Consider the following 22,475-nt stretch of genomic DNA (forward strand, 5'->3'; position numbering starts at 1 on the left):
CAGATCGTTGCTGGCATGACCGGCGCTCGTTCACTGGATTTTGCTCGCGAACGGCGCATCGTTAAAACGGATGAATTTTCATCCGTTTTTCGTTTGCGGCCCGTCTATCGCACAGCCCACTTCGTGCTCTATACCCGCCCAAATGCGCTTCCCAACGCACGCCTCGGTGTCGTCGCAGCCAAGCGGCTTGCGCCACGGGCCGTGACGCGCAACACGATCAAACGCGCTACCCGCGAGGCGTTTCGCATTGCTGAATTGCCGTGCATCGATTGCATTGTACGGTTGTCCAAACCAGTCAACTCAAAGCAAGGGCCGGCCACCACGGTGCAGCTCAAGGGCACATTGCGTGCCGAGTTATTGCAGCTGTTTGCCTCACAGCGGGTCGCAACGCCGATATGAAATTCGTCCTTCTACTGCTATTACGGGGCTACAAGCTGGGTATCAGCCCCTTTCTCGGCCAAAATTGTCGCTTCTATCCGAGCTGCTCGGATTACGCGGCGCAGGCAATTACCGAGCACGGGACAGTGAAAGGCGGTATCCTCGCGGCGGGGCGACTGGCCCGTTGCCATCCATGGCATCCCGGCGGCGTCGATCCGGTGCCTGCGCGCAAGCCCAGGGACACGGCACAATCGGCGGCCTACGATTGTCACCACTCCTGAATTCCCGACTACTCCTTTTTTAGAACAATTATGGATATCAGACGTACCGTGCTATGGGTTGTGTTTTCCTTATCGATACTCATGCTGTGGGATAAGTGGCAGCAGCATAATGGCAAGCCGCCGATGCTGTTTCCGGGTGCCAGCGAACAGGTCAAGCCAACGGCGGTGACGACACCTGGCGCAGCCAGGTCGGATGTACCGCAAGCCGGTGGGACGACCGCTGCCAGTGCAACTGAAAAGTCGATACCGGTCGCAGGCGCGCTCAAGGGCGAAGTGATTACCATCACCACCGACGTGTTCAAGGCGGATATCGATACCGCTGGTGGAGAGTTGAGACGCCTTGAGCTGCTCAAGCACAAGGACACGGTCGATCCGAAAAAGAACGTGGTTCTGTTCGACAGCGAGACTGGCCGAACCTACCTGGCGCAGACCGGCCTGATCGGCGGCACCTTTCCGAATCATAAGACGGTGTTTTCGGCGCAGCCGGGTGCGCGCACACTCGATGCGAACGGCAATGTGCAATTGGTGCTGGAAGCAGAACAAGGCGGCGTGAAGCTGACCAAGACCTACTCATTCAAGCGCGGCGATTATCACATCGGCCTCAAGCACGATATTGCCAACACCGGAACCACGCCCGTCACACCGTCGCTGTACGAACAACTGGTGCGCGATGGCAGCAAGCCGGCCGGCGAGTCGTCGTTCTACAGCACCTTTACCGGCCCTGCCGTGTACACCGACACCGAGCACTTCCAGAAGCTGACCTTTGAGAAAATTGAAAAGGGCACCGAGGAACACGCCGCCAAAGCAGACAATGGCTGGGTTGCACTGGTGCAGCATTATTTTGTGTCAGCGCTTGTCCTGCCGCCAAAAACCCAACGCGAAATTTTCTCCAAGAAGATCGACACAAACCTGTACGCGGTCGGCAGCATTGTCTCGCTCGGGTCGGTGGCACCGGGCGCAAGCACCTCCATCGACACACAGCTGTATTCGGGACCGCAAGAGTCGCTGGTCCTCGAGCAAACCGCACCGGGCCTCGATCTGGTCAAGGATTACGGCTGGCTGACCATCATTGCCAAACCGATTTTCTGGTTGATGACGCAGATTCATCAGATCCTCGGCAACTGGGGCTGGACCATCATCGTCCTGACGATTCTGATCAAGCTGGCCTTCTTCCCATTGTCAGCGGCCAGCTATCGCAGCATGGCAAAAATGAAACTGGTCACACCAAAGATGACATCGATTCGCGAGCGCTTCAAAAGCGATCCGCAGAAGATGAATCAGGCCATGATGGAACTGTACAAGACCGAGAAGATCAATCCACTCGGTGGTTGCTTGCCAATCGTGGTGCAGATCCCGGTATTCATCTCGCTCTATTGGGTGTTGCTGGCCAGCGTCGAGATGCGTAATGCGCCATGGCTGGGCTGGATCCATGATCTGGCATCGCCAGACCCGTTCTACATTTTGCCGGTGCTGATGGCGATTTCGATGTTCATCCAGACCAAGCTCAATCCGACGCCGCCGGACCCGATGCAGGCCAAGGTCATGATGTTCATGCCGATCATTTTTTCGGTCATGTTTTTCTTCTTCCCGTCTGGCCTGGTGCTGTACTGGGTGGTCAATAACGTGCTGTCGATTGCTCAGCAATGGGTCATTACCAAGAAATCGCAGCAGGCCGTCAGCGCCTGAGTCTGACTCGACGAGTGCAATGGCCCGTGACGTCGTGTTCACGGGCTTTTTTTATTGTTCTGTGATTTCAAACCAACGTTAGAATTTGCCCATGAAAATCGACACGGCCCCCATTGTTGCAATTGCCACGGCCCCGGGACGCGGAGGGATTGGCGTAGTGCGTATTTCGGGCAAGCGCCTCGACGGCGTCGTGGCGGCGGTATGCGCGCTCAAATCCGGCGCCTCACTGCAGGAACGACATGCGACCTACACCAGCTTTGTCGACGCCGATGGACGCACCATTGACCAGGGACTTGCCTTGTATTTCAAGGCTCCGCATTCCTACACCGGCGAAGACGTACTGGAACTGCAAGGTCATGGCGGTCCGGTCGTGATGCAGATGTTGCTTGCGCGCTGCCTGGAGGCGGGTCGCGACATCGATTTGCGCATGGCACTGCCAGGAGAATTCACCCAGCGGGCGTTTGAGAACGACAAGCTCGATCTGGCGCAGGCCGAGGCCGTCATCGATTTGATCGACGCATCCACCGAGGCTGCGGCGCGGTCGGCATCGCAATCGCTGTCGGGAGCATTTTCCAAGGTTATTCATACGCTGGTGGAGCAAGTGACGACGTTGCGCATGCTGGTTGAAGCGACGCTCGACTTTCCGGAAGAAGAAATCGACTTCCTTGAAAAGTCGGACGCGCGCGGCAAGCTGGCAGCAATCCGGGACAGCCTCGACGCCGTGTTTCGCCAGTCGGCCCAGGGGGCATTGCTGCGGGATGGCCTCAATATCGTCCTGGCCGGGCAGCCCAATGTCGGCAAGTCGTCGTTACTCAATGCACTGGCCGGCGCCGATGTTGCCATTGTTACCGCCATTGCCGGCACCACGCGAGACAAGGTCACCGAGACGATTCAGCTTGAGGGCATCCCCCTGAACATCATTGATACGGCCGGCATTCGGGATGCCGCCGAAGCAACCGATGAGGTTGAACGTATCGGCATCGAGCGCACCTGGCATGCTGTCGCGCAGGCCGATGTCATTATTCATTTGCTCGATGCTTGCCGCGGCCCGACCGCGGAAGATGAGCGGATCATCGCCCGCTTTCCAGACAATATTCCCGTTATGCGGGTCTGGAACAAAATCGACCTGTCTGGCCATCGTCCGGCAATTGAGCGGATGCCGGGCGCAACGCATGTCTATTTGTCGGCAACCGACCATTCCGGGATGGAGCTGCTTCGGGCTGAATTACTGCAATTGGCTGGCTGGCAGCAAACCGGCGAGTCGCTGTATTTGGCCCGGGAGCGGCACCTCGTTGCGCTGGCTGCCGCGCGCGCACATTTGGAGATTGCCGCCGCACACGCGGCACTCAACGACCACGCACTGGATTTATTCGCCGAGGAGTTGCGGTTGGCGCAGGAGCGGCTCAGCAGTATCACCGGGCAGTTCACACCGGATGATTTGCTGGGACTGATTTTTAGCAGGTTTTGTATTGGGAAATAGCCAGATAGTGCTGCGTCTAGTCCAGTGACAGCACCGATAACTGCTCCGCCGTGACGGTTAACAGTGCGACCGCGGCACCGGTTTTTTCGATCAAATGGTTGATTTGATCGATTTCTTGACGGCATTGATCAATCGCGGCATCGACTCTTGAGCGAAGGGTCATCGTACACAGACTGCTGTGTTGCGCCAAAACATCGAGCAACCGGGCCATCCGCGAGCGACTTTGCGCCATCTGGCGTGCCGCAACGGCGATGAAATCCTGGTGTAACTGGCAGGCCAAGGCTGCCAGTTGCTGCGTATCATCCACCAGATGTTGCATATCGACCTGCATCCTGGCGACATCAAGCGAAATCACGTTATCCGGTTTTCTGGCGATTTGTGCTTTCGCTTCGGTCGATTGCTGGCGCAGAAGGGTCAGGTTCCTGGCATTGTCTGCGATCTTGCGACCGAGGGTTCCCAACTGGACGCGTTGCTGACTAAAGTGCAGCAACGCCTGTTCCAGACTGGTCTGATCTGCGGTAATTTGCATTCTGATTCCCCGACAATGCCTTGCGGCTGGAATCTGAATACTAACCACAAGTTACATTGGTGTATATACTTCGTTTCACTGAAACGAAACGGGTGACAACATTTAACGGGTTGTAAACGACCAGCTTTTAGTGACCGGCAAGTTTGATACAGTTCCAGTGAATTGCACGTCGTAGGTCGTTGCCGCGGCCAGCACCGACAACGGAATGATCGCGGCGGCGCCAGCGGGCGTTTCAACCGGATCAGTCACATGTGACAACAGACGTGTACTCAGTGGTTGTCCTCCGCGAGGCGTGACGGTAAAGCTGCTCACGGTAAGTGTGGTGTCGATGTCAGCATGCACGCTGATTGGATACCCAACTGCGTTTTGATTCGGCACAGGGTCGGGAGACTCCTGATCGCTCATGAAAACAGTGTTGATGCCGACCTGATTTGGATAGGGATAAACCGCGAACTTTCCGGTACCGAGACCACCGGACAAACCGTTGGCGGCGAAATCGACAGTGAAGAAGTTATAGCCTGTTGTGCTCAGTCCAGCCGTCGCGGCGCCTGCTTCCAAAAATTTCGGTTCAAAAATGACAAAGCGGTGATAGATCGCGGTGATCAAGTCTTCGGCGTTGTTGACGCCCGAGAGGTCACCGCTGGCGGATATCACTTCACCATAAGCATAACCATCCGTTGCGGTGAAGGCATAGTTGGCGGCTGTCAGGCGGTCAGAAACGTTCACGCCGGTAAAACCAGGGTCCGTTGCCTTCTGGAGGTGAGTGATGCGGTCATTGACCTTCTGGTAATTTGAATGGCCCTGCGCAGCGGCATCAATTTTTGGGTTGCGCGACAAGGCCGCCAAACCCATTTTTTGCCGGCGGAAGTTGAAACGGTTGAAGCCGTCCGTCGCAGTATTGCCGGTGACAGCAGGCGCGTCCGACTCAACTGGAACTACCGCAGCGACCTGGGCAGGCGCTGCAGCCGCCGGGGTGGAACTGCCGCCACCGCCGCAAGCCGCCAACATTAACGTTAAAAGCAATCCGCTCGCAAATGCGGCACTACCACTTGGTTTAATCATCGAGATTCTCCAGAAATTACCGCAACGTCAACGCGCGGCACGTTGCGCTGCAACCTACCAGTCATGGTAGTACAAATAGTTGCCCGCGCTCAATTTATTGATGTAACGAATTGGCTGTCACAGGCTGGATTTCAGTCCATGATGGGGAAAGGAAATCCTTCAGTTGGGCTCTTCGAACACTCCGGCGGTTCGGTTCTTTTGTACCTTGTCCCAATCAAACAGCCGGCCGTTCATCGCTACGTAGACACCATGCGGCAGCGTTTGTGCCGCACCGCAGGCAAATCCGAAGTTGAACAGGGCGTCGGAGTTGGCAATTTCATAGGGAATCATCGCACCGGTGATGATGATGGTGGCCGGGATTGCCGCCCGTCCCAGCAGTTCTGCAGTTTCCCGCATGGTGTCGGTACCGTGGATGATGACGATGCCGCTTGCGGCGCAGCGTTGACAGGCCGCCAGAATGCGCTCGCGGTCGGCATCGTGCATGTCAAGCGAATCAAGGAAGGGCAACTCTTGCAGAACCACGTCAATCGTCATGCGGCTACGGTCGATGGCGGCTCGAAGATGGCCGGCACCAAACGTAAGCTTGCCGGCAATTTCGTCGTAATGTTTGTCGAATGTGCCACCAGTGGCAATGACATGCAGGGTCATGAGGAGAGCAGCGGGCTACGCGAAAAAAGTCAGGAGGAAAAATCTGACTTAGTTTAGCCCGGCAATTCGCTGCGCGCCAGCAACAATCAGCGCGAATTCAACGTGGGACGATCGGTTGTCACGATGCCCGGGCGTAGCGCCCCGAACCGAAGTGCTGCGGAAAGCTGGCCGCAGTACCCACCTTGAGGCGGTCCAGCGAGAACTGACGCAGATGCTGGAACATGCTATGGTTGATTGCCATTGCTGCCTGCATGACCAGCAGATCGGCATCACGTTGCGTGCGTTGCGGCCGTCGTGCCGCAGTGTTTGCGGGCTCACTGGGCTTGACGCGTGCGGGCTGCTCAGCCATGACACAACGAAAGACATCTTCCAGCGTGACTTGATCCGGCGCACAAGCCAGCTCACGGCAACCGGGGGACTGCGCGTTCGGCCGCAATAAATGGGCGCGATCAAGGCTGACGCACAGCATGTCGAGATCCGCTTCGGCACGCCCGGTATCGTCGGCCAACTGACGCACCGACAGCGGGCGCGGGGCACTCGCAACAAACTTGCCGAGGATTTCGGTGATTGCGCAGAGGCGCTGATGCAGCGCACTGTCGCCTAAAATAAAATCTTCCGTCATTGCTGTTTCTCCTGATTGCAACGGGTTACCGGTAATTGGCCCGTAGGCTTGTCGAACTCGCATTGCACTGGATGTCAGCGCCAGCAAGTTGGCCGTGCGTTCGTTTATGGAACGCAGTTATTCTCCAGCAAGTATCAGGCCAACAGTCCAGAACGCGTCGTCGCCACGCGCATGCCTGCCAAACCAGGTGTCGCGCTCATGGACGGGCACGAACGCTTCCGACTGGTGCGTGAATGGTCATAAAAGCGGCACCCGAATTCCGCGCCGGCAGCCGCGCAAAGCCACGTCGATTGCCGTTACACTATATTCACCGTTTCACTTCCTTTCGTCCCTGCAAACATGCAACCCGTCGCTCCCGGCACCGTCATCTTTCACCGTCACCGCGGTTATGGCGTCATCATCACCGTCAACTTGATGACCGGATGGATTGCTGCGCGCTTTGGCAATGAAGTGCGGACGCTTGACCTGAACCTGTCTTCAGATGAAATACAACATGCCGACGGCGAACCGATCCGGTTCCGGCGCGCACCGCCGGACCGCATGCCTCAGGCGCGCCTGATGGCGATGGTGCGCGAATTACACAAGGCCGGGTATCAGCGACTGTATTTGTACAACTGGCCGAAGCCGTCGGGCATGCACTGGCGCTGGCATTTGTTCTGCGGGCCGCGCAACTGGATGCAGCGGCCGTGGCGCGAAGGCTGGTATGGCTCTGGCGCCGACTACAACCGCAACCCGGTACTTGGTTGGGGCGATGCGCCGGGCATTCCGGCCGATGCGCTGGCCAGCGCGCTGGCGCGCTTCGATCCGCAGGGGTTGGCGCAAGCACTGGGACGCGACGAGGATCACACCGCATGGTTCGAACAAGCCTGCACACTATTGCTGCCGGATTACACGTTCAGCCTGAGCTGGAATCGGGACGATGGTCCGGCCCCGGCGGGCGTCCCCATCGTCCCGGTAAGATGTGGCGTGGCCGAATACAGTGGTCCACCATTGGCCTGGCCGCCGGGTTGGGCACGACTCTGGAGCCACGGCGGTGGCCAGATGGATCGTTCGGATATCGTCCAGACCCTGCCCACGTCGACAGCGACCCGCTAGCGGGTCGACGCCCCCTGATACCATCAGGCACTACCATCGTGGATCACACCAATGCCATTCATCTTCCGCCCAGCCTGTTTGCTCCTCCTGGTCATTTGCGCGGCTCCGTGCGCAGCCCAGGGTGATGCCGAGATCGGCGCCATTGTTGCCGCCATTGCGCCCCAGACCATTGACGGCTATGTCCGGAAGCTGGTCAGTTTCGGCACCCGCCATACGATGTCGGAAACGCTTTCCAATAGCCGCGGTATCGGAGCCGCGCGGCGCTGGATCAAGACCGAGCTGGAACGCTGCAGCGCGCAGTCAGGCAACCGGTTGCAGGTTGCGTTTGACAGCTACACCGAACCGGCCAGCGCGCGCATGCCTCGGGCCACCGAAATGGTGAATGTCGTTGCAACACTGCCCGGCACGCAAACCGAATCGGCCGATCGCATCTATGTCGTGAGCGGACATTACGATTCACGCGCGACAGATTTGCTCGATTTCACCAGCGACGCGCCCGGCGCCAACGATGATGCGTCAGGCAGCGCAGCGGTGATCGCGATGGCCTGCGTCATGGCGCAGCACAAGTTCGACGCAACCCTGGTATTCATGACCGTAGCCGGCGAAGAACAGGGTCTGTATGGTGCGACGCACTGGGCCGAGATGGCCCATCGCAAAAAATTGAACATCGCCGGGATGTTCACCAATGACATCATCGGCAGCTCGCGGGCAGATGACGGCACCATCGATGCCAGCCAGGTGCGCCTGTTTGCAGAAGGTATTCCGGCATTGAAGGAGCTGCCCGAGACGGTGCGCACGCTGATTGCAACGGGCGGAGAAAACGACTCCCCGTCGCGCCAACTGGCTCGACATGTAAAGACAATTGGCGAGCGTTACGTGCCCGGATTCAAGGTCAACATCGTGCAGCGGCGCGATCGGTATCTGCGCGGCGGCGATCACATTGCCTTCCTCGAGCGTGGCTATGCGGCCCTGCGATTTACCGAGCCACATGAAGATTTTCGCCATCAGCATCAAGATATCCGCACTGAAAACGACGTGAAATATGGTGACCTGGCCGAATTCGTCGACATCGCATATGTCACCAAGGTGGCGCGCGTCAATGCCGCGGCGCTGGCATCGCTGGCACTGGCGCCAGCGGCTCCAGTCAATGTAAAAATCAAGACCAGCAAGCTCGAGAACGATACCGAACTGGTCTGGGAAGCCAACACCGAGCCCGATCTGGCAGGTTATCGCGTGGTCTGGCGCGAAACGGGCAGTGCTTCCTGGCAAGGTGCGGCCGATGCCGGCAAGTCCACCCAATTCGTCGCACGCGGCTTATCGAAGGACAACTACTTCTTTGGCGTCCAGGCCGTCGACACGGATGGCAATGTCAGCGTTGCCACCTATCCGACGCCATTGCGGTGATCCGTTCCGCATTCGGCCACCAGACCCATTTGCGTGCATCCGTCGCAGTGCGGTGTTTCACCAACAGCTGGGCGGCACGGCCCATCAAATCGCCGTAACAGAATAACGGCTGTCAAAAGACAGCCAGACTGCCTACTACAAAACTCAAGCACTCTTCCTACAACTTTGTTGTAAATCGTTGGGGAGGCCCTACCCTCAGGTGTACAATCGTCCATCCTTTTTTTATGATCGCAGCGGTTTTTAGCCACGGTGCGTCGTCCTTGCCAATCAGCGATGCATCGATTTCAGCAACCAGGCATTCCGTCATCGCGCAGGCGTGCGGCAAACCGCGTCTGCGTTTGCTACAAAAAGCGAGTCAAGATTTCATTATTGCCATTGGAGGTAGTTTTTCATGAATCAACCTGTCATGGGCGGCGTTGCCAACGTTAATGCCCCCTCGTATGTCCAGCAGCAAAAGCTGATTAATTGGGTCGCTGAAATTGCATCATTGACCAAGCCGGCGCGTATCTACTGGTGTGACGGCTCGCAGGAAGAATATGACCATCTGTGCGCCGAGATGGTCGCGCGCGGCACGATGAAGAAACTGAATTCCGCCAAACGCCCGAACAGTTTCCTGGCCTGCTCCGATCCAACCGATGTTGCGCGCGTCGAAGACCGCACCTTCATTTGCTCGAACGACGAGAAGGATGCCGGCCCAACCAACAACTGGACCGAGCCAGCGCAAATGCGCACGACCCTCAACGGCCTGTTCGACGGCTGCATGCAGGGACGGACGATGTACGTCGTTCCCTTCTCGATGGGTCCGCTCGGTTCGCCAATTGCCCACATCGGCGTCGAATTGTCCGATTCCGCCTATGTTGCGGTGAACATGCGCGTGATGACCCGGATGGGGAAAGCGGTCTACGACGTGCTTGGAACCGAAGGTGAATTCGTTCCCTGCGTACACAGCGTCGGCGCCCCGTTAAAGCCCGGCGCTGCTGATGTGGCATGGCCATGCAATGCCACGAAATACATCGTTCACTTTCCTGAGACCCGTGAAATCTGGTCCTATGGTTCAGGTTACGGCGGCAACGCATTGCTCGGGAAAAAATGCTTTGCCCTGCGCATCGCTTCCAGCATGGGACGCAAGCAAGGATGGCTCGCGGAACACATGCTGATCCTGGGAGTTGAATCCCCTGCAGGCAAGAAGCACTATGTTGCCGCGGCATTTCCATCTGCATGCGGAAAAACCAATTTCGCCATGCTGATTCCGCCGGCCGGCTTCGAAGGCTGGAAAGTCACGACCATCGGCGATGACATCGCATGGATCAAACCAGGCGCGGACGGCAGGCTGTACGCCATCAATCCGGAAGCCGGTTATTTCGGGGTGGCGCCTGGCACGAACCAAAAGACCAATTTCAACTGCATGGCGTCGTTGGCCAGCGACACGATTTTTACCAACGTCGCGTTGACCGACGATGGCGATGTCTGGTGGGAAGGATTGTCCAAAGAAGCCCCGGCGCATCTGATCGACTGGCAAGGCAAGGATTGGACGCCGGAAATCGCAAAGGAAACCGGCCGCAAGGCCGCGCACCCGAATGCGCGCTTCACGGTCGCAGCGACGCAAAATCCGGTACTCGACCCGGCCTGGGATGATCCTGCCGGCGTGCCGATTTCCGCATTTATCTTTGGTGGTCGCCGCTCGACCACTGTCCCGTTGGTCACCGAAGCCCGCAACTGGGTCGACGGCGTGTACATGGCCGCAACGATGGGATCGGAAACGACAGCAGCGGCAGCTGGACAAATGGGCGTGGTGCGACGTGATCCGTTTGCCATGCTGCCTTTCGTTGGCTACAACATGAGTGACTATTTCCAGCACTGGCTGCAGATGGGCGAACAGATCACCGCCAGCGGCGCTACCGTGCCAAAGATTTTTTGCGTGAACTGGTTCCGTACTGACGAGAATGGAAAATTTGTCTGGCCTGGCTTTGGCGACAACATGCGGGTACTGAAATGGATGCTGGATCGCATCGACAACAAGGCAGATGGCGTTGAACACTTCTTTGGCACGACGCCACGTTTCGCCGATCTGACTTGGGACGGCATGGATTTCACACCTGCACAATTCGAGCGAATTACGTCGATTGATGCCGCAGCGTGGGAGGCCGAGATGAAATTGCATACCGAGCTATTCGACAAACTGCATTTTCACTTGCCGAAGGAACTGACTGACGTCAAGGCACGTCTGGAAGCCCAGCTTTCCGTCTGACGGCTTGGCTGGCGAGTTCGTAACGTAGTGACTGGCCAGAATTGCGCGACGGGGCAACCCGATCGCGCATTTTTTTCGCAAAAAAAACTCCGCGGGGCGTGTGCCGGCGGAGCGCGATGTAATTGGCGTGAGCGCGTCTCAGGCTGGCTGAGGCAGTACGCGACGCTTGACCTTCAAGCCGTGATTTTTTGTCACCCGCCGCGAGACGTCCGCGATGTCTGCCACCGCCAGCCCAATCGACGGACCCTGCTCGGGGGCATCAAGCCGCGCCGACGCAGAAAAACTCTTGCCCAGACGGGCCAGCGACGGAATCGAAAAATGATCGATTGATGGGGCAAACAGCATGGATTTCATGAGGGTTCGATCCTAGTCGTAAGAAATCAGGACTCAGTCACGTGATGCGAATGCACGCAGTTCCGACGCAACATTCGGCTGCGAGGACTCAAGATCGTTGGCCATTCTGTTGAGCATGAGCATGCCGCGCAGATGACTGCGTTGCGAGCGTTGCGCAAAAGTTGGCCGAGGCTTGAGCAACACTACGCCAGCGCGAAGAAGGCCTGTGAGCATTGGCTTGAACACCATCAGGAACCCGACGGCGATGCCGATACCAAACAATGGGCGCGCAGCGGTGGCGGCGTACCGGCCGAATACTTGCGCTGCGGGGATGGCTGCTTCCAGCGGGGTGATGGCGAATATGGACATGATGGACCTTTAAAATAATTTATCTTCTTTGTTGCAGTGCAGTATAGGTTGCTGTCTGTTATCTTCCCAATTCTGATTTCGCATATCAGTTATACTTTTTGTGAATGAAATCGATTTGGCAACAATCCGAAATGCACGCGGTGTCAAGGTGTTAACCCCATGAGCTTTCTTACGCTGGACCTGAATTTGCTGCGCGTATTCGATGCCGTGATGAGCGAACGTAACCTCACGCGTGCCGCCAATCGACTGGCGATGACGCAACCGGCTGTATCCAATGCGCTTAAACGGTTACGTGATTCGGTCGGCGATGAACTTCTGGTGCGCACGGCGCACGGCGTAAAACCCACCCCGCATGCCGATGAGCTCTGGCCATCAGTGCGGCGCGCGCTGTCGGACCTTGAGGCGGCGATGACGCCGCAGAGCTTCGATGTCTCGACCACCCAAGCAACATTCCGCATGGCCATGGCAGACGCCACGGCGGCGCTGTGGTTACCATCGCTGGTCCGTTCGATCGAGCGTGATGCGCCGGGAGTGAACGTGCGCATGGTCCCATTGACGACACGCGAGCCGCGACCCATGCTATTGCGTGGCGATATCGATCTGGCGATCGGGTTTTTTCCCGGCGTGGTTGCGCAACTGGCAGGGGAACCGGATACACCGATCCGTCACGAGTTGCTGTATTCCGGCCAATATGTTTGTGTGATGCGAAAGCATCATCCACTTGCGCGCGTCGAACTGACCCTGGATGCCTACTGTGCCGCAAACCATTTACTGGTCAGCTTTTCCGGCCGGGCACATGGTCTGGTCAGTGATGCCCTGACTCAACTCGGACGTGAGCGCCGTATCTTGCTTACTGTTAATCAATTCTTCACTGCCGGGCGGGTGGTTGCCAGCTCGGATCTGATCACGGTCCTGCCGAGACATTTGATTGCATCGACCGGGATGACGGGGGAATTGATTGCGAAAGATTTGCCATTCGCGCTGCCGCGCGTGCAAGTCGACATGTTGTGGCACGAGCGGGATGCGCGCAGTCCGGCACATAAATGGCTGCGCGAACATCTGACCACCACCACGGATGAAGCATTCGTGCGCAGCTCGGTACGCCGATAACCAACCAACACGCCTAGCGAATAGGCAGCTTGGTTGTGTTTTTTACTTCTTCCATCACTGCGTACGTATGTGTCTCGCGCACGCCCTTCAGTTGCAACAGTGACTTGCCCAGGAATTCGCGATAGGCGTTCATGTCACGTACCCGCGCCTTGACCAGATAATCGAAGCCGCCAGCGACCATATGGCATTCCAGCACTTCGGGGATGATCTGAACGCTGCGCTTGAACGCTTCAAATACCTCTGGCGTCGTCCGGTCGAGTACGACTTCAATAAACACCAGCAACGATACGTCGAGCAACTGGGGGTTGAGTTGCGCCGTGTAGCCGAGGATGTAGCCGCCTTCCTGTAACTTGCGGACCCGCTCAAGACACGCTGCTGGCGACAGGTTGACGCGCGCCGACAATTCAACGTTGCTGATTCGACCGTCGTTTTGCAGCTCGCTCAATATTTTTTTGCTGATTTTGTCTAGCATTGAAAATCTCAAGTAAGAATTTTGTTCGGTTAAATTTTCTCACTAAATACAAAATTTTGATAGGGGCAGTGATTACCGGAATTAATCCTCGACATTCCCACATACAATCAAATCTTTGCTTTTCCTGCCAGCGTATTTGCTCAACGTTCCGCTGGTCAATCTGACGCAAGATTAATTGATTTTGAGAACACCATGTCACTTGCTGTTGTTATTCAGTCCCCGTCTCTGCTGCCATTCGCGGCGCTGCATGCCGAGATCCTCCCTGCACCGTCTTCACTTCGCCAAGCAATTACCGCAGCCTATCGGCGCGATGAGGCAGAGGCGTTGCTGTGGTTACTCAGCCAAACAACCCACAACAAGGCTGTTGCGCACCAGGCCAGAGAATTAGCTGAAGGGCTGGTCGTGGCCGTGCGCGAAAAACGCACGCGTTCGTCTGGCGTGGACGCACTGATGCATGAGTTTTCGCTGTCGTCGGAGGAGGGCGTCGCATTGATGTGTCTGGCCGAGGCGCTGCTGCGCATTCCCGACTACCAAACGGCTGACCGGCTGATCGCCGACAAAATCAGTCGTGGCAACTGGCGCAAGCACCTGGGCGAATCGCCTTCATTGTTTGTCAATGCAGCGACCTGGGGCCTGCTGGTGACAGGAAAGCTGGTGGGCGCCAACAGCGAGCGTACTTTGGGTTCGGCACTGACCCGGCTAATTGCCAAAGGCGGCGAACCACTCATACGCAAAGGCGTTGACCTGGCCATGCGCATGCTCGGAAATCAATTTGTGACGGGCCAAACCATTGAGGAGGCAATCGCCAACAGTGCCGCGAATGAAGCGCGGGGCTATCGCTATTCCTACGACATGCTCGGAGAAGCCGCGCTTACCGCAGAAGATGCAGAGCACTATCTGGCATCGTACATCGGTGCAATTGATGCGATTGGGCGCGCCTCCGCCGGCCGAGGCATTCGTCAGGGCCCGGGAATCTCGGTCAAATTGTCGGCGTTGCACCCGCGTTATAGCCGTGCACAACGTGGTCGTGTCATCAGCGAGTTGTTGCCGCGTTTAAAGCAGCTTCTGATGCAAGCAAAGAAATGGGACATCGGCTTGAATATCGATGCCGAGGAAGCGGATCGACTTGAGTTGTCGCTGGATCTGATCGAAGCCCTGGCCCACGATCCCGACCTGGCGGGATTTGACGGCATTGGCATCGTTGTTCAGGCTTATCAAAAACGATGTCCATTTGTCATTGATTTTCTGGTCGACCTGGCACGTCGCACTGGCATGAAGTTCATGGTACGGCTGGTCAAGGGTGCATATTGGGATTCCGAAATCAAACGCGCCCAGGTTGAGGGTCTGCCCGGCTATCCAGTCTATACGCGCAAAATTTACACCGATGTTTCCTACCTGGTGTGCGCAGAAAAATTACTTTCGGCGACCGATGTCTTGTATCCGCAATTTGCCACCCACAACGCACAAACGCTGGCCGCGATTTACGCTTCGGCGCAACACCAAGGGATTTCCGACTACGAGTTCCAGTGCCTGCATGGGATGGGCGAAACCTTGTATGACCAGGTCGTCGGCGCCAACCAGCTCGACAAGCCTTGCCGGGTGTATGCGCCGGTTGGATCGCATCAGACCCTGCTGGCCTATCTGGTACGACGCTTACTGGAAAACGGTGCGAACTCTTCCTTCGTCAATCAGATCGTGGATACCAATGTTTCGATCGATTCGCTGATCGCTGACCCCTTTGTCATGGCGCTGCACTTGGGCGGCGCGCCGCATCCGAACATTGCCATGCCGCACCAGATATTCGGTAAGGAACGTGAAAACTCTAGCGGACTGGATTTCAGTAACGAAACAACACTCCACGAGCTGGCCCACGCATGCAGCCAGTTTGGCCAAATGTGCTGGAACGCGGCACCGCTGATTCATGAGTCAGCCAGCAATGGCGCTGTGCTGAGCATCATTAACCCCGCAGATCACCGGGACCAGGTCGGCCATGTCATTGAGTCCACGCTGGAGGACGTTGAGGCGGCATTGGCTGCGGCAGAGCAGTACGCCACCGACTGGCAAGTACTGCGACAATCGGACCGCGCCGCGATATTGATGCGTGCTGCTGACCTGTTTGAGAAAAACCGGCTCGAACTGATCGCCATCGCCATTCGAGAAGCCGGGAAGTCGTTCCCGAATGCGCTTGCGGAAGTGCGCGAAGCGGTTGATTTTTTGCGCTACTACGCCGCACAGGTTGACGGAACGCCGAACGCGCTTGCACTCGGAATCGTGGTTTGCATCAGCCCGTGGAATTTTCCGCTGGCGATCTTTACTGGCCAGGTGAGTGCGGCTCTGGCGGCAGGCAACGTGGTGTTGGCGAAACCTGCCGAACAAACGCCGTTGATTGCATGGCGTGCCGTGCAATTGTTGCACCAGGCCGGTGTACCAGGCAGCGCATTGCAGTTCCTGCCCGGCGCAGGAGAGACAATCGGCGCCCGTCTTGTGGCAGATGGACGTGTGCATGGGGTTATCTTCACGGGCTCTACGGATGTCGCCTGTTTGATCAATCGCACGCTGGCGTCGCGCGCAGTGCAGCAGTCGCGGGACATTGTCCTGATTGCGGAAACCGGCGGCCAGAATGCCATGATCGTCGACTCCAGCGCACTGACCGAACAGGTCGTGCAGGATGCGATCAGTTCGGCCTTCGATAGTGCAGGACAACGGTGCTCCGCATTGCGTGTGCTGTGCCTGCAGAGTGAAATTGCTGACAAGACCATTGCGATGCTGACGGGCGCGATGCGGGAGCTACGGATCGGTAATCCCGACAGGCTCGCAATTGACATCGGTCCCGTCATCGACAAGGCTGCGCAAAAGGGGTTGCTGACCCACATTGCACGACTGAAGGATAAGGCGGAGTCATTTTTTCAGTTGCCGCTTTCTGAGGAAACTGCCAACGGAACATTTGTTGCGCCAACGCTGATTGAAATTTCCTCGCTCACTGAGCTGACCGGTGAAGTCTTTGGCCCGGTTTTGCACGTGCTTCGTTATCAACGCGATGCCCTGCCGGCACTGATCGACGCAATCAATGCGACCGGGTATGGGCTGACGTTTGGCATCCATTCGCGTATTGATGAAACCATCGACATGGTGAAAAACCGCATTCATGCAGGCAATATTTACGTCAATCGGAATATCGTCGGCGCCGTTGTGGGTGTGCAGCCGTTTGGTGGAGAAGGCAAGTCCGGCACAGGGCCAAAAGCTGGCGGGCCATTCTATTTGAAGCGGCTCGTTCGCAATCCATCGGCCCGCCTGGGCGCGCATACGATTCATGAGCGACGCGATGCGGTTAATGCACCCGCGCTCAGTGCATTGCTGCTTTGGGCCAAGACACATGGCCATGAGATGGTCTCTGCCCTGGGTGAGCATTACGCACTCGACAGCGCACTAGGCTGCACCCTGATCTTGCCGGGACCGACCGGCGAGCACAACACGCTGTCATTTCATTCGCGCGGAAACATACTATGCGCTGCCTCCAGCGTCGGCGCGCTGCTCAACCAACTGACGGCAGTGCTTGCTACAGGCAACAATCCGCTTCTGATGCCTGCAACACTGGCGCTGATCCCGGCGGGTTTGCCGGAAATTATCCGCAACACGATGCATCATCTGGAAGAAATCGGTGATCACAACGTTGCCATTCAGATCGCCCTGGTCGATGCACCGCTGAGCGCAGAAATTAGGGCGCAACTCGCAGCACGTGACGGTGCTATCGTCCCATTGATAGAAACCAGCACCAGTGCTGCGATTCCGCTCTGGCGACTTGTTGCCGAGCGTGCCTTGTGCGTTAACACGACAGCGGCTGGCGGAAATGCCAGCTTGATGACGCTTGAAACCTGATTGACCGCTTCGGTATCGAAACCGTTGTTGAAAACGACCGGCCACTTGCCCGGTCGTTTTTCATTTGTGCGGTCACGTTTTTTGCTCTTTTGCAGTGCGGGGAAACGCATTCACCGGCACATGTCGACGTCTTTACGGATTCCAGCTGACGCCGGTTTGACGGGGCCATCACAGCCTCCCAGAGGTCTTCCTTGCAATCTGCTGCACCCGGAGGGTTCGCCCGATCCCGACAAGCCCTTCCTGAGCCTCTGGTGGCGGTTAATCCACCTTGGTCGTATACCGACACCTTTTGCACTGACTCTTTGCATGAACTGGGGTGTTTATTTTTAGGTGCAGGCTGACATTTTTCGGGGTTCTGGTTTTTATGGTTTTGTTTAAAGGTTTATATATCTGTTTAGTAGTAATTGTTAACGCAGGTGCTTTTCTGTGGATAAGCCATTTTTCCTTATTGTAAACAGGGAGTTGTAGACGGGATAACCGTATGCATAAGCGTGGGAACCAGGCAGGACAAGTTCTGGATAACTTTTTCGTCGAACCCAATGTCGATGGTTGTCCACAGTTCATCCACAGCTTATGCAGAGGCTTGTTCACAGGACGTCCACAAGACCCGGATATTGAGTTCAATCACGCCATAAAGCGCTTAACAATTCGAAGGCCGCGTGGATCGCGGGTTCGTTTTTTCGATGCTGCAAAGAAATAAAAGTTAGCTGGGTGGACAGACTGACCGAATCGGCGATCACGACACCGTGTACGTGCGATTCGTGCAAGGCAATTGATTCACGCGCCAGCGAAAGACCAACCCCGGATTTCACCAGATCGAGCATTGATGACTCCTGATCCACCAGGGCGACTTTCCTTGGCATGACGTTGTACTCTGCAAATTTTTTGCTGAGCAAGCGATGGTGCGCCGATTCCGGCGGTGCCCAGATCCACGGCAGATCCGCCAGCGCCAGCCAGTCCTTGCCGGTGACGCGGGCCTTCCAGCCCTGTGGTGCGACCACGTTATAGGTGAATGTCGTGAGTGCGGTGGCATGAAACTCTCTGCCGGGAATACCCAGGTAGTAGCCGGCATCCAGCGCGCCGTGTCGGACCTGCTCCAGTACGTCGCCGGACATGCCGTGGCGCAGCCGGGTCGATAGTTGCGGGTAGCTTTCGACCAATCGCTTGAGGAATGCGCCCAGCCGGGTGAATTCGGGGTCGAGGATGGTGCCAATTGCGAGCGGACCGGAAATGGTTGATTGCAATGCCCGCAAACCGTGTTCGAACTCGCTGACGCTGGTCAGAATGCGTTCGGCAAACACCAGCAATTTGCGGCCATCCTCGGTCAGCTGCATGCCGCCCGGGGTACGCTGGAACAATTGCACTTCCAGCTTCTTTTGCAGTGCCTTGAGTTGCAGGCTGACGGCAGGCTGGCTCAGGTGCAGCCTCTGGGCGGCACGGGTCAGATTGCCCTCGCTGGCAATGGTGACAAATGCACGTAGCTGTGTGAAGTCCACGGATTCTCCATAAGGGAGTCTTATGATGAATCGATGATAACTCATTGGATTGTCTGCACCACTGCGGATACTCTGAGGGTTAATTCAATCTGCCCTGAGGATTTGTTATGAACCAGTCAGTACCCGTCATCTCGCATTTCATCAACGGGCGCCTGACAGCGTCGAGCGGTTCGCGCCTGCAGGATGTATTTAATCCAGCCACCGGTGCAGTTGTCGCGCAGGTGGCCCTGGCCAGTGTCGAGGAAGTGCATCAGGCCGTTGCCGTGGCCAGCGCAGCGGCACCGGCCTGGGCTGCGACCGCGCCATTGAAGCGGGCGCGCATCATGTCGCGCTTCAAGGAATTGATGGAGCAGAATCACGATGCACTGGCAGCGGCAATAACCCGTGAACATGGCAAGGTATTTTCAGATGCCAAAGGCGAGGTCACGCGCGGCCTGGAGATTGTCGAGTTTGCGTGTGGTGCGCCGCAATTATTGAAAACCCAGTTCTCCGACAATATCGGCGGTGGCATCGACAACTGGCAGATGCGGCAGCCGCTCGGTGTGACGGTGGGGATTACCCCATTTAACTTTCCGGTGATGGTGCCATTGTGGATGGCGCCGATGGCGATTGCGATGGGCAACACCTTCATTCTCAAGCCGTCGGAACGCGATCCGTCGGCCTCGTTGTTGTTGGCGGACCTGTTCCGTCAGGCTGGATTGCCGGATGGGGTTTTCAACGTGGTGCAAGGTGACAAGGTGGCAGTCGATGCCTTGCTGCAGCATCCTGAGGTGAAGGCGGTCTCGTTCGTCGGCTCGACGCCGATCGCCGAGTACATCTACACGGAGGGAGCCAAGCGCAAGGGCCCGTATCCATTGCGTGTGCAGGCACTGGGGGGCGCGAAAAATCATTTGGTCGTGATGCCCGATGCGAACCTTGACCTTGCCGTCGATGCCTTGATAGGAGCGGCTTATGGGTCGGCCGGCGAACGCTGCATGGCGATTTCCGTCGCCGTGGCGGTGGGATCAGTGGCTGAAAAGCTGGTCGAGGCGCTGATCCCACGCGTCAAGGCACTGAAGATCATGAACGGAATGGAATCCGCAGCAGAGATGGGACCCGTCGTCAGCGCAGCGCATAAGGCGAAAATCGAAGGTTATATTCGCGACGGCATTGAAGAGGGCGCTCAGTTGCTGGTGGATGGACGCGGTGTGCAGGTGGCCGGCCATGAGAATGGCTTCTTTCTTGGCGGGACCTTGTTTGATCATGTCAAACCGGGCATGAAAATCCATCAGGAAGAGATCTTTGGCCCGGTTCTATGCATCGTGCGGGTGCCGGATTTTGCTGCTGCGCTCGAATTGATCAATGCGCATGAGTTCGGTAACGGTGTTGCCCTGTTCACGTCCGACGGCAACACGGCGCGGGAATTCTCACGTCGGGTAGAGGTTGGCATGGTGGGCATCAATGTGCCAATTCCTGTGCCGATGGCGTGGCATTCGTTTGGCGGATGGAAGCGTTCGCTGTTTGGCGACACGCATGCCTATGGCGAGGAAGGTGTGCGGTTTTACACGCGCTACAAGTCGATCATGCAACGCTGGCCAGAGACGATAGACAAGGGCGCCGAATTCACCATGCCTGTTGCGAAGTAGGCACGGCATGATCCAATCGGCTGGAAAATACGACTACATCATCATTGGGGCCGGTACAGCCGGTTGCGTGCTGGCCAAGCGGTTGGCGGATGATCCCAATATCAAGGTGCTATTGCTGGAAGCCGGCGGCAAGGACGACTATCACTGGATTCACATCCCTGTCGGGTATCTGTATTGCATCAACAATCCGCGCACCGATTGGTTGTATCGCACCCAGCCCGAAGCCGGTCTGAACGGCCGCAGCCTTGGCTACCCCCGTGGCAAGGTGCTGGGTGGCTCGTCATCGATCAATGGGATGATTTACATGCGCGGCCAGGCCCAGGATTACGACGGCTGGGCTGCATCCAGCGGCGACCCGGGCTGGGCTTGGGACAAGGTCTTGCCGCTGTTTAAGAAGAGCGAAGATCACTATTTGGGAGCCAGCCCGTTTCATGGCGCCGGCGGTGAATGGCGGGTAGAGAAACAGCGCCTGTCGTGGGACATTCTCGATGCATTTCGTAATGCGGCTGCCGAGACCGGCATCCCGAAGATCGACGATTTCAATCGTGGCGACAATATTGGAAGTGCCTATTTCGAGGTGAATCAGCGCCACGGTGTGCGCGTCAGCACGGCCAAGGCCTTTTTGAAAACCGCTGGCAGCAAGGGTAATCTTGAAATCATGACGGGTTGTCAGGTGCAACGTCTTAGACTCGAGACCACGTCGGCAGGGGTACGTTGTACCGGCGTTGAATTCACTGGCGGTGGCCGCCAATGGTTTGCCGAGGCGCAACACGAAACCTTGCTTGCAGCCGGCGCCATTGGTTCACCGCAGATCCTGCAGCTGTCCGGAATCGGTTCTGCAAAACTGCTGCAGCAGCATGGTGTTGCACCGGTCGTTGCGCTGCCAGGCGTGGGCGAAAACCTGCAGGATCATCTGCAGATCCGCATGGTGTTCAAGGTGCGCAATACACGCACCCTCAACACCATGGCCAACTCGTGGCTAGGCAAGGCCAAAATCGGGCTGGAGTACGCGCTGTTTCGTAGCGGGCCAATGTCGATGGCACCGTCACAGCTGGGGGCGTTTGCCAAGTCGGATGCGACGCAGGAGCGCGCCAACCTTCAATATCATGTCCAACCGCTGTCACTGGAGAAATTTGGCGATCCGCTGCATCCGTTTCCGGCGTTCACCGCCAGCGTATGCAACCTGCGGCCGACATCGCGCGGCACGGTGCGGTTGAGTTCTGCCGATCCTGACGTGGCACCGGCAATCTCGCCGAACTATCTGTCCACAGCGGAAGATCGGCATGTCGCGGTGCAATCGTTGCGCCTGACCCGGCGCATCGCCGCAGCATCTGCGCTGCAAGGTTATGCAGTCGAAGAGCTCAAGCCTGGCGCGTCATGCGAATCCGAGGAAGACCTGGCCCGCGCGGCCGGCGATCTTGGTACGACCATCTTTCATCCGGTCGGCACCTGCAAGATGGGTCGGGCCGATGATGCCGGCGCCGTCGTCGACAGCCATCTGCGGGTACATGGTGTGACGGGGCTGCGGGTGGTTGACGCATCGATCATGCCCACCATCACTTCTGGCAACACAAACTCGCCAACTGTCATGATCGCCGAGCGCGCTGCGCAACTGATCATCGCCGCACGTAGCGCGGCATGAGGGATAACACGTATCTCGCTCAAGAGCCGCGCCAAATCAATCTGCTGTCGTAGTTATACGGTATTGTTTGATGGTATTGTCACTTGTACTATCTATAAAAAAATCCCGCTGCACAAAAA

The 22,475-nt window shown here is 57.1% G+C and carries 19 protein-coding genes; 11 read left to right on the plus strand and 8 right to left on the minus strand.

Going from position 1 to position 22,475, the window contains the following annotated elements:
- Window positions 1–15 precede the first annotated feature (15 nt).
- From RCH09_RS01490 to mnmE, 4 genes are all read left to right on the plus strand, one after another.
- Window positions 16–399, plus strand: coding sequence for a ribonuclease P protein component (locus RCH09_RS01490; RefSeq protein ID WP_326939251.1), 384 nt, complete (start codon window positions 16–18; stop codon window positions 397–399).
- On the plus strand, window positions 396–659 hold the full coding sequence (gene yidD / locus RCH09_RS01495) for a membrane protein insertion efficiency factor YidD (RefSeq protein WP_326939252.1): 264 nt from the start codon (window positions 396–398) through the stop codon (window positions 657–659). The genes RCH09_RS01490 and yidD overlap by 4 nt, the downstream gene beginning before the upstream one ends.
- Before the next feature lie 30 nt (window positions 660–689).
- Window positions 690–2,345, plus strand: a complete 1,656-nt coding sequence (yidC, locus tag RCH09_RS01500; protein WP_326939253.1) for a membrane protein insertase YidC — start codon at window positions 690–692, stop codon at window positions 2,343–2,345.
- Window positions 2,346–2,436: 91 nt separating this feature from the next.
- Window positions 2,437–3,825, plus strand: a complete 1,389-nt coding sequence (gene mnmE / locus RCH09_RS01505; RefSeq protein WP_326939254.1) for a tRNA uridine-5-carboxymethylaminomethyl(34) synthesis GTPase MnmE — start codon at window positions 2,437–2,439, stop codon at window positions 3,823–3,825.
- A gap of 16 nt (window positions 3,826–3,841) precedes the next feature.
- On the opposite strand, the gene RCH09_RS01510 is transcribed toward mnmE, so the two are convergent.
- From RCH09_RS01510 to RCH09_RS01525, 4 genes are all read right to left on the minus strand, one after another.
- On the minus strand, window positions 3,842–4,402 hold the full coding sequence (locus RCH09_RS01510) for a hypothetical protein (protein ID WP_326939255.1): 561 nt from the start codon (window positions 4,400–4,402) through the stop codon (window positions 3,842–3,844).
- A gap of 54 nt (window positions 4,403–4,456) precedes the next feature.
- Window positions 4,457–5,416, minus strand: coding sequence for a CAP domain-containing protein (locus RCH09_RS01515; RefSeq protein ID WP_326939256.1), 960 nt, complete (start codon window positions 5,414–5,416; stop codon window positions 4,457–4,459).
- Window positions 5,417–5,575: 159 nt separating this feature from the next.
- On the minus strand, window positions 5,576–6,064 hold the full coding sequence (locus tag RCH09_RS01520; RefSeq protein WP_326939257.1) for an asparaginase domain-containing protein: 489 nt from the start codon (window positions 6,062–6,064) through the stop codon (window positions 5,576–5,578).
- A 118-nt stretch (window positions 6,065–6,182) separates the two neighbouring features.
- A complete protein-coding gene (locus tag RCH09_RS01525) occupies window positions 6,183–6,773 on the minus strand; it encodes a hypothetical protein (protein ID WP_326939258.1) in 591 nt (196 codons plus the stop codon).
- 252 nt (window positions 6,774–7,025) lie between these two features.
- On the opposite strand from RCH09_RS01525, the gene RCH09_RS01530 reads away from it, so the two are divergent.
- The 3 genes from RCH09_RS01530 to RCH09_RS01540 all read left to right on the plus strand — a co-directional run bounded on the left by RCH09_RS01530 (window position 7,026) and on the right by RCH09_RS01540 (window position 11,433).
- Window positions 7,026–7,781, plus strand: a complete 756-nt coding sequence (locus tag RCH09_RS01530; RefSeq protein ID WP_326939259.1) for an L-asparaginase — start codon at window positions 7,026–7,028, stop codon at window positions 7,779–7,781.
- Window positions 7,782–7,832: 51 nt separating this feature from the next.
- A complete protein-coding gene (locus RCH09_RS01535) occupies window positions 7,833–9,185 on the plus strand; it encodes a M28 family metallopeptidase (protein WP_326939260.1) in 1,353 nt (450 codons plus the stop codon).
- 391 nt (window positions 9,186–9,576) lie between these two features.
- A complete protein-coding gene (locus tag RCH09_RS01540) occupies window positions 9,577–11,433 on the plus strand; it encodes a phosphoenolpyruvate carboxykinase (GTP) (protein WP_326939261.1) in 1,857 nt (618 codons plus the stop codon).
- 138 nt (window positions 11,434–11,571) lie between these two features.
- Here RCH09_RS01540 and RCH09_RS01545 read toward each other — a convergent pair whose 3' ends face one another.
- Window positions 11,572–11,787, minus strand: coding sequence for a hypothetical protein (locus tag RCH09_RS01545; RefSeq protein ID WP_326939262.1), 216 nt, complete (start codon window positions 11,785–11,787; stop codon window positions 11,572–11,574).
- 33 nt (window positions 11,788–11,820) lie between these two features.
- Window positions 11,821–12,135, minus strand: coding sequence for a hypothetical protein (locus RCH09_RS01550; protein ID WP_326939263.1), 315 nt, complete (start codon window positions 12,133–12,135; stop codon window positions 11,821–11,823).
- 159 nt (window positions 12,136–12,294) lie between these two features.
- Between RCH09_RS01550 and RCH09_RS01555 the strand changes: the two genes are divergently transcribed.
- Window positions 12,295–13,245 carry a LysR family transcriptional regulator gene (locus RCH09_RS01555; protein WP_326939264.1) on the plus strand — a complete coding sequence of 317 codons (951 nt, stop codon included), beginning with the start codon at window positions 12,295–12,297 and terminating at the stop codon, window positions 13,243–13,245.
- Window positions 13,246–13,258: 13 nt separating this feature from the next.
- Here RCH09_RS01555 and RCH09_RS01560 read toward each other — a convergent pair whose 3' ends face one another.
- Window positions 13,259–13,717: an Lrp/AsnC ligand binding domain-containing protein gene (locus RCH09_RS01560; protein WP_326939265.1), complete on the minus strand. Its 459-nt coding sequence runs from the start codon at window positions 13,715–13,717 to the stop codon at window positions 13,259–13,261.
- Window positions 13,718–13,909: 192 nt separating this feature from the next.
- On the opposite strand from RCH09_RS01560, the gene putA reads away from it, so the two are divergent.
- Window positions 13,910–17,593, plus strand: coding sequence for a trifunctional transcriptional regulator/proline dehydrogenase/L-glutamate gamma-semialdehyde dehydrogenase (gene putA / locus RCH09_RS01565; RefSeq protein WP_326939266.1), 3,684 nt, complete (start codon window positions 13,910–13,912; stop codon window positions 17,591–17,593).
- Between the two features lie 620 nt (window positions 17,594–18,213).
- Here putA and RCH09_RS01570 read toward each other — a convergent pair.
- On the minus strand, window positions 18,214–19,089 hold the full coding sequence (locus RCH09_RS01570) for a LysR family transcriptional regulator (RefSeq protein WP_326939267.1): 876 nt from the start codon (window positions 19,087–19,089) through the stop codon (window positions 18,214–18,216).
- A gap of 107 nt (window positions 19,090–19,196) precedes the next feature.
- Here RCH09_RS01570 and RCH09_RS01575 point away from each other — a divergent pair, with 107 nt between their 5' ends.
- Window positions 19,197–20,714: a CoA-acylating methylmalonate-semialdehyde dehydrogenase gene (locus RCH09_RS01575; RefSeq protein ID WP_326939268.1), complete on the plus strand. Its 1,518-nt coding sequence runs from the start codon at window positions 19,197–19,199 to the stop codon at window positions 20,712–20,714.
- A 10-nt stretch (window positions 20,715–20,724) separates the two neighbouring features.
- Window positions 20,725–22,356 carry a GMC family oxidoreductase gene (locus RCH09_RS01580; protein ID WP_326939299.1) on the plus strand — a complete coding sequence of 544 codons (1,632 nt, stop codon included), beginning with the start codon at window positions 20,725–20,727 and terminating at the stop codon, window positions 22,354–22,356.
- Window positions 22,357–22,475: the final 119 nt, after the last annotated feature.

The organism is Actimicrobium sp. GrIS 1.19 (assembly GCF_035984655.1).
In the GTDB taxonomy this organism is placed as follows: domain Bacteria; phylum Pseudomonadota; class Gammaproteobacteria; order Burkholderiales; family Burkholderiaceae_D; genus Actimicrobium.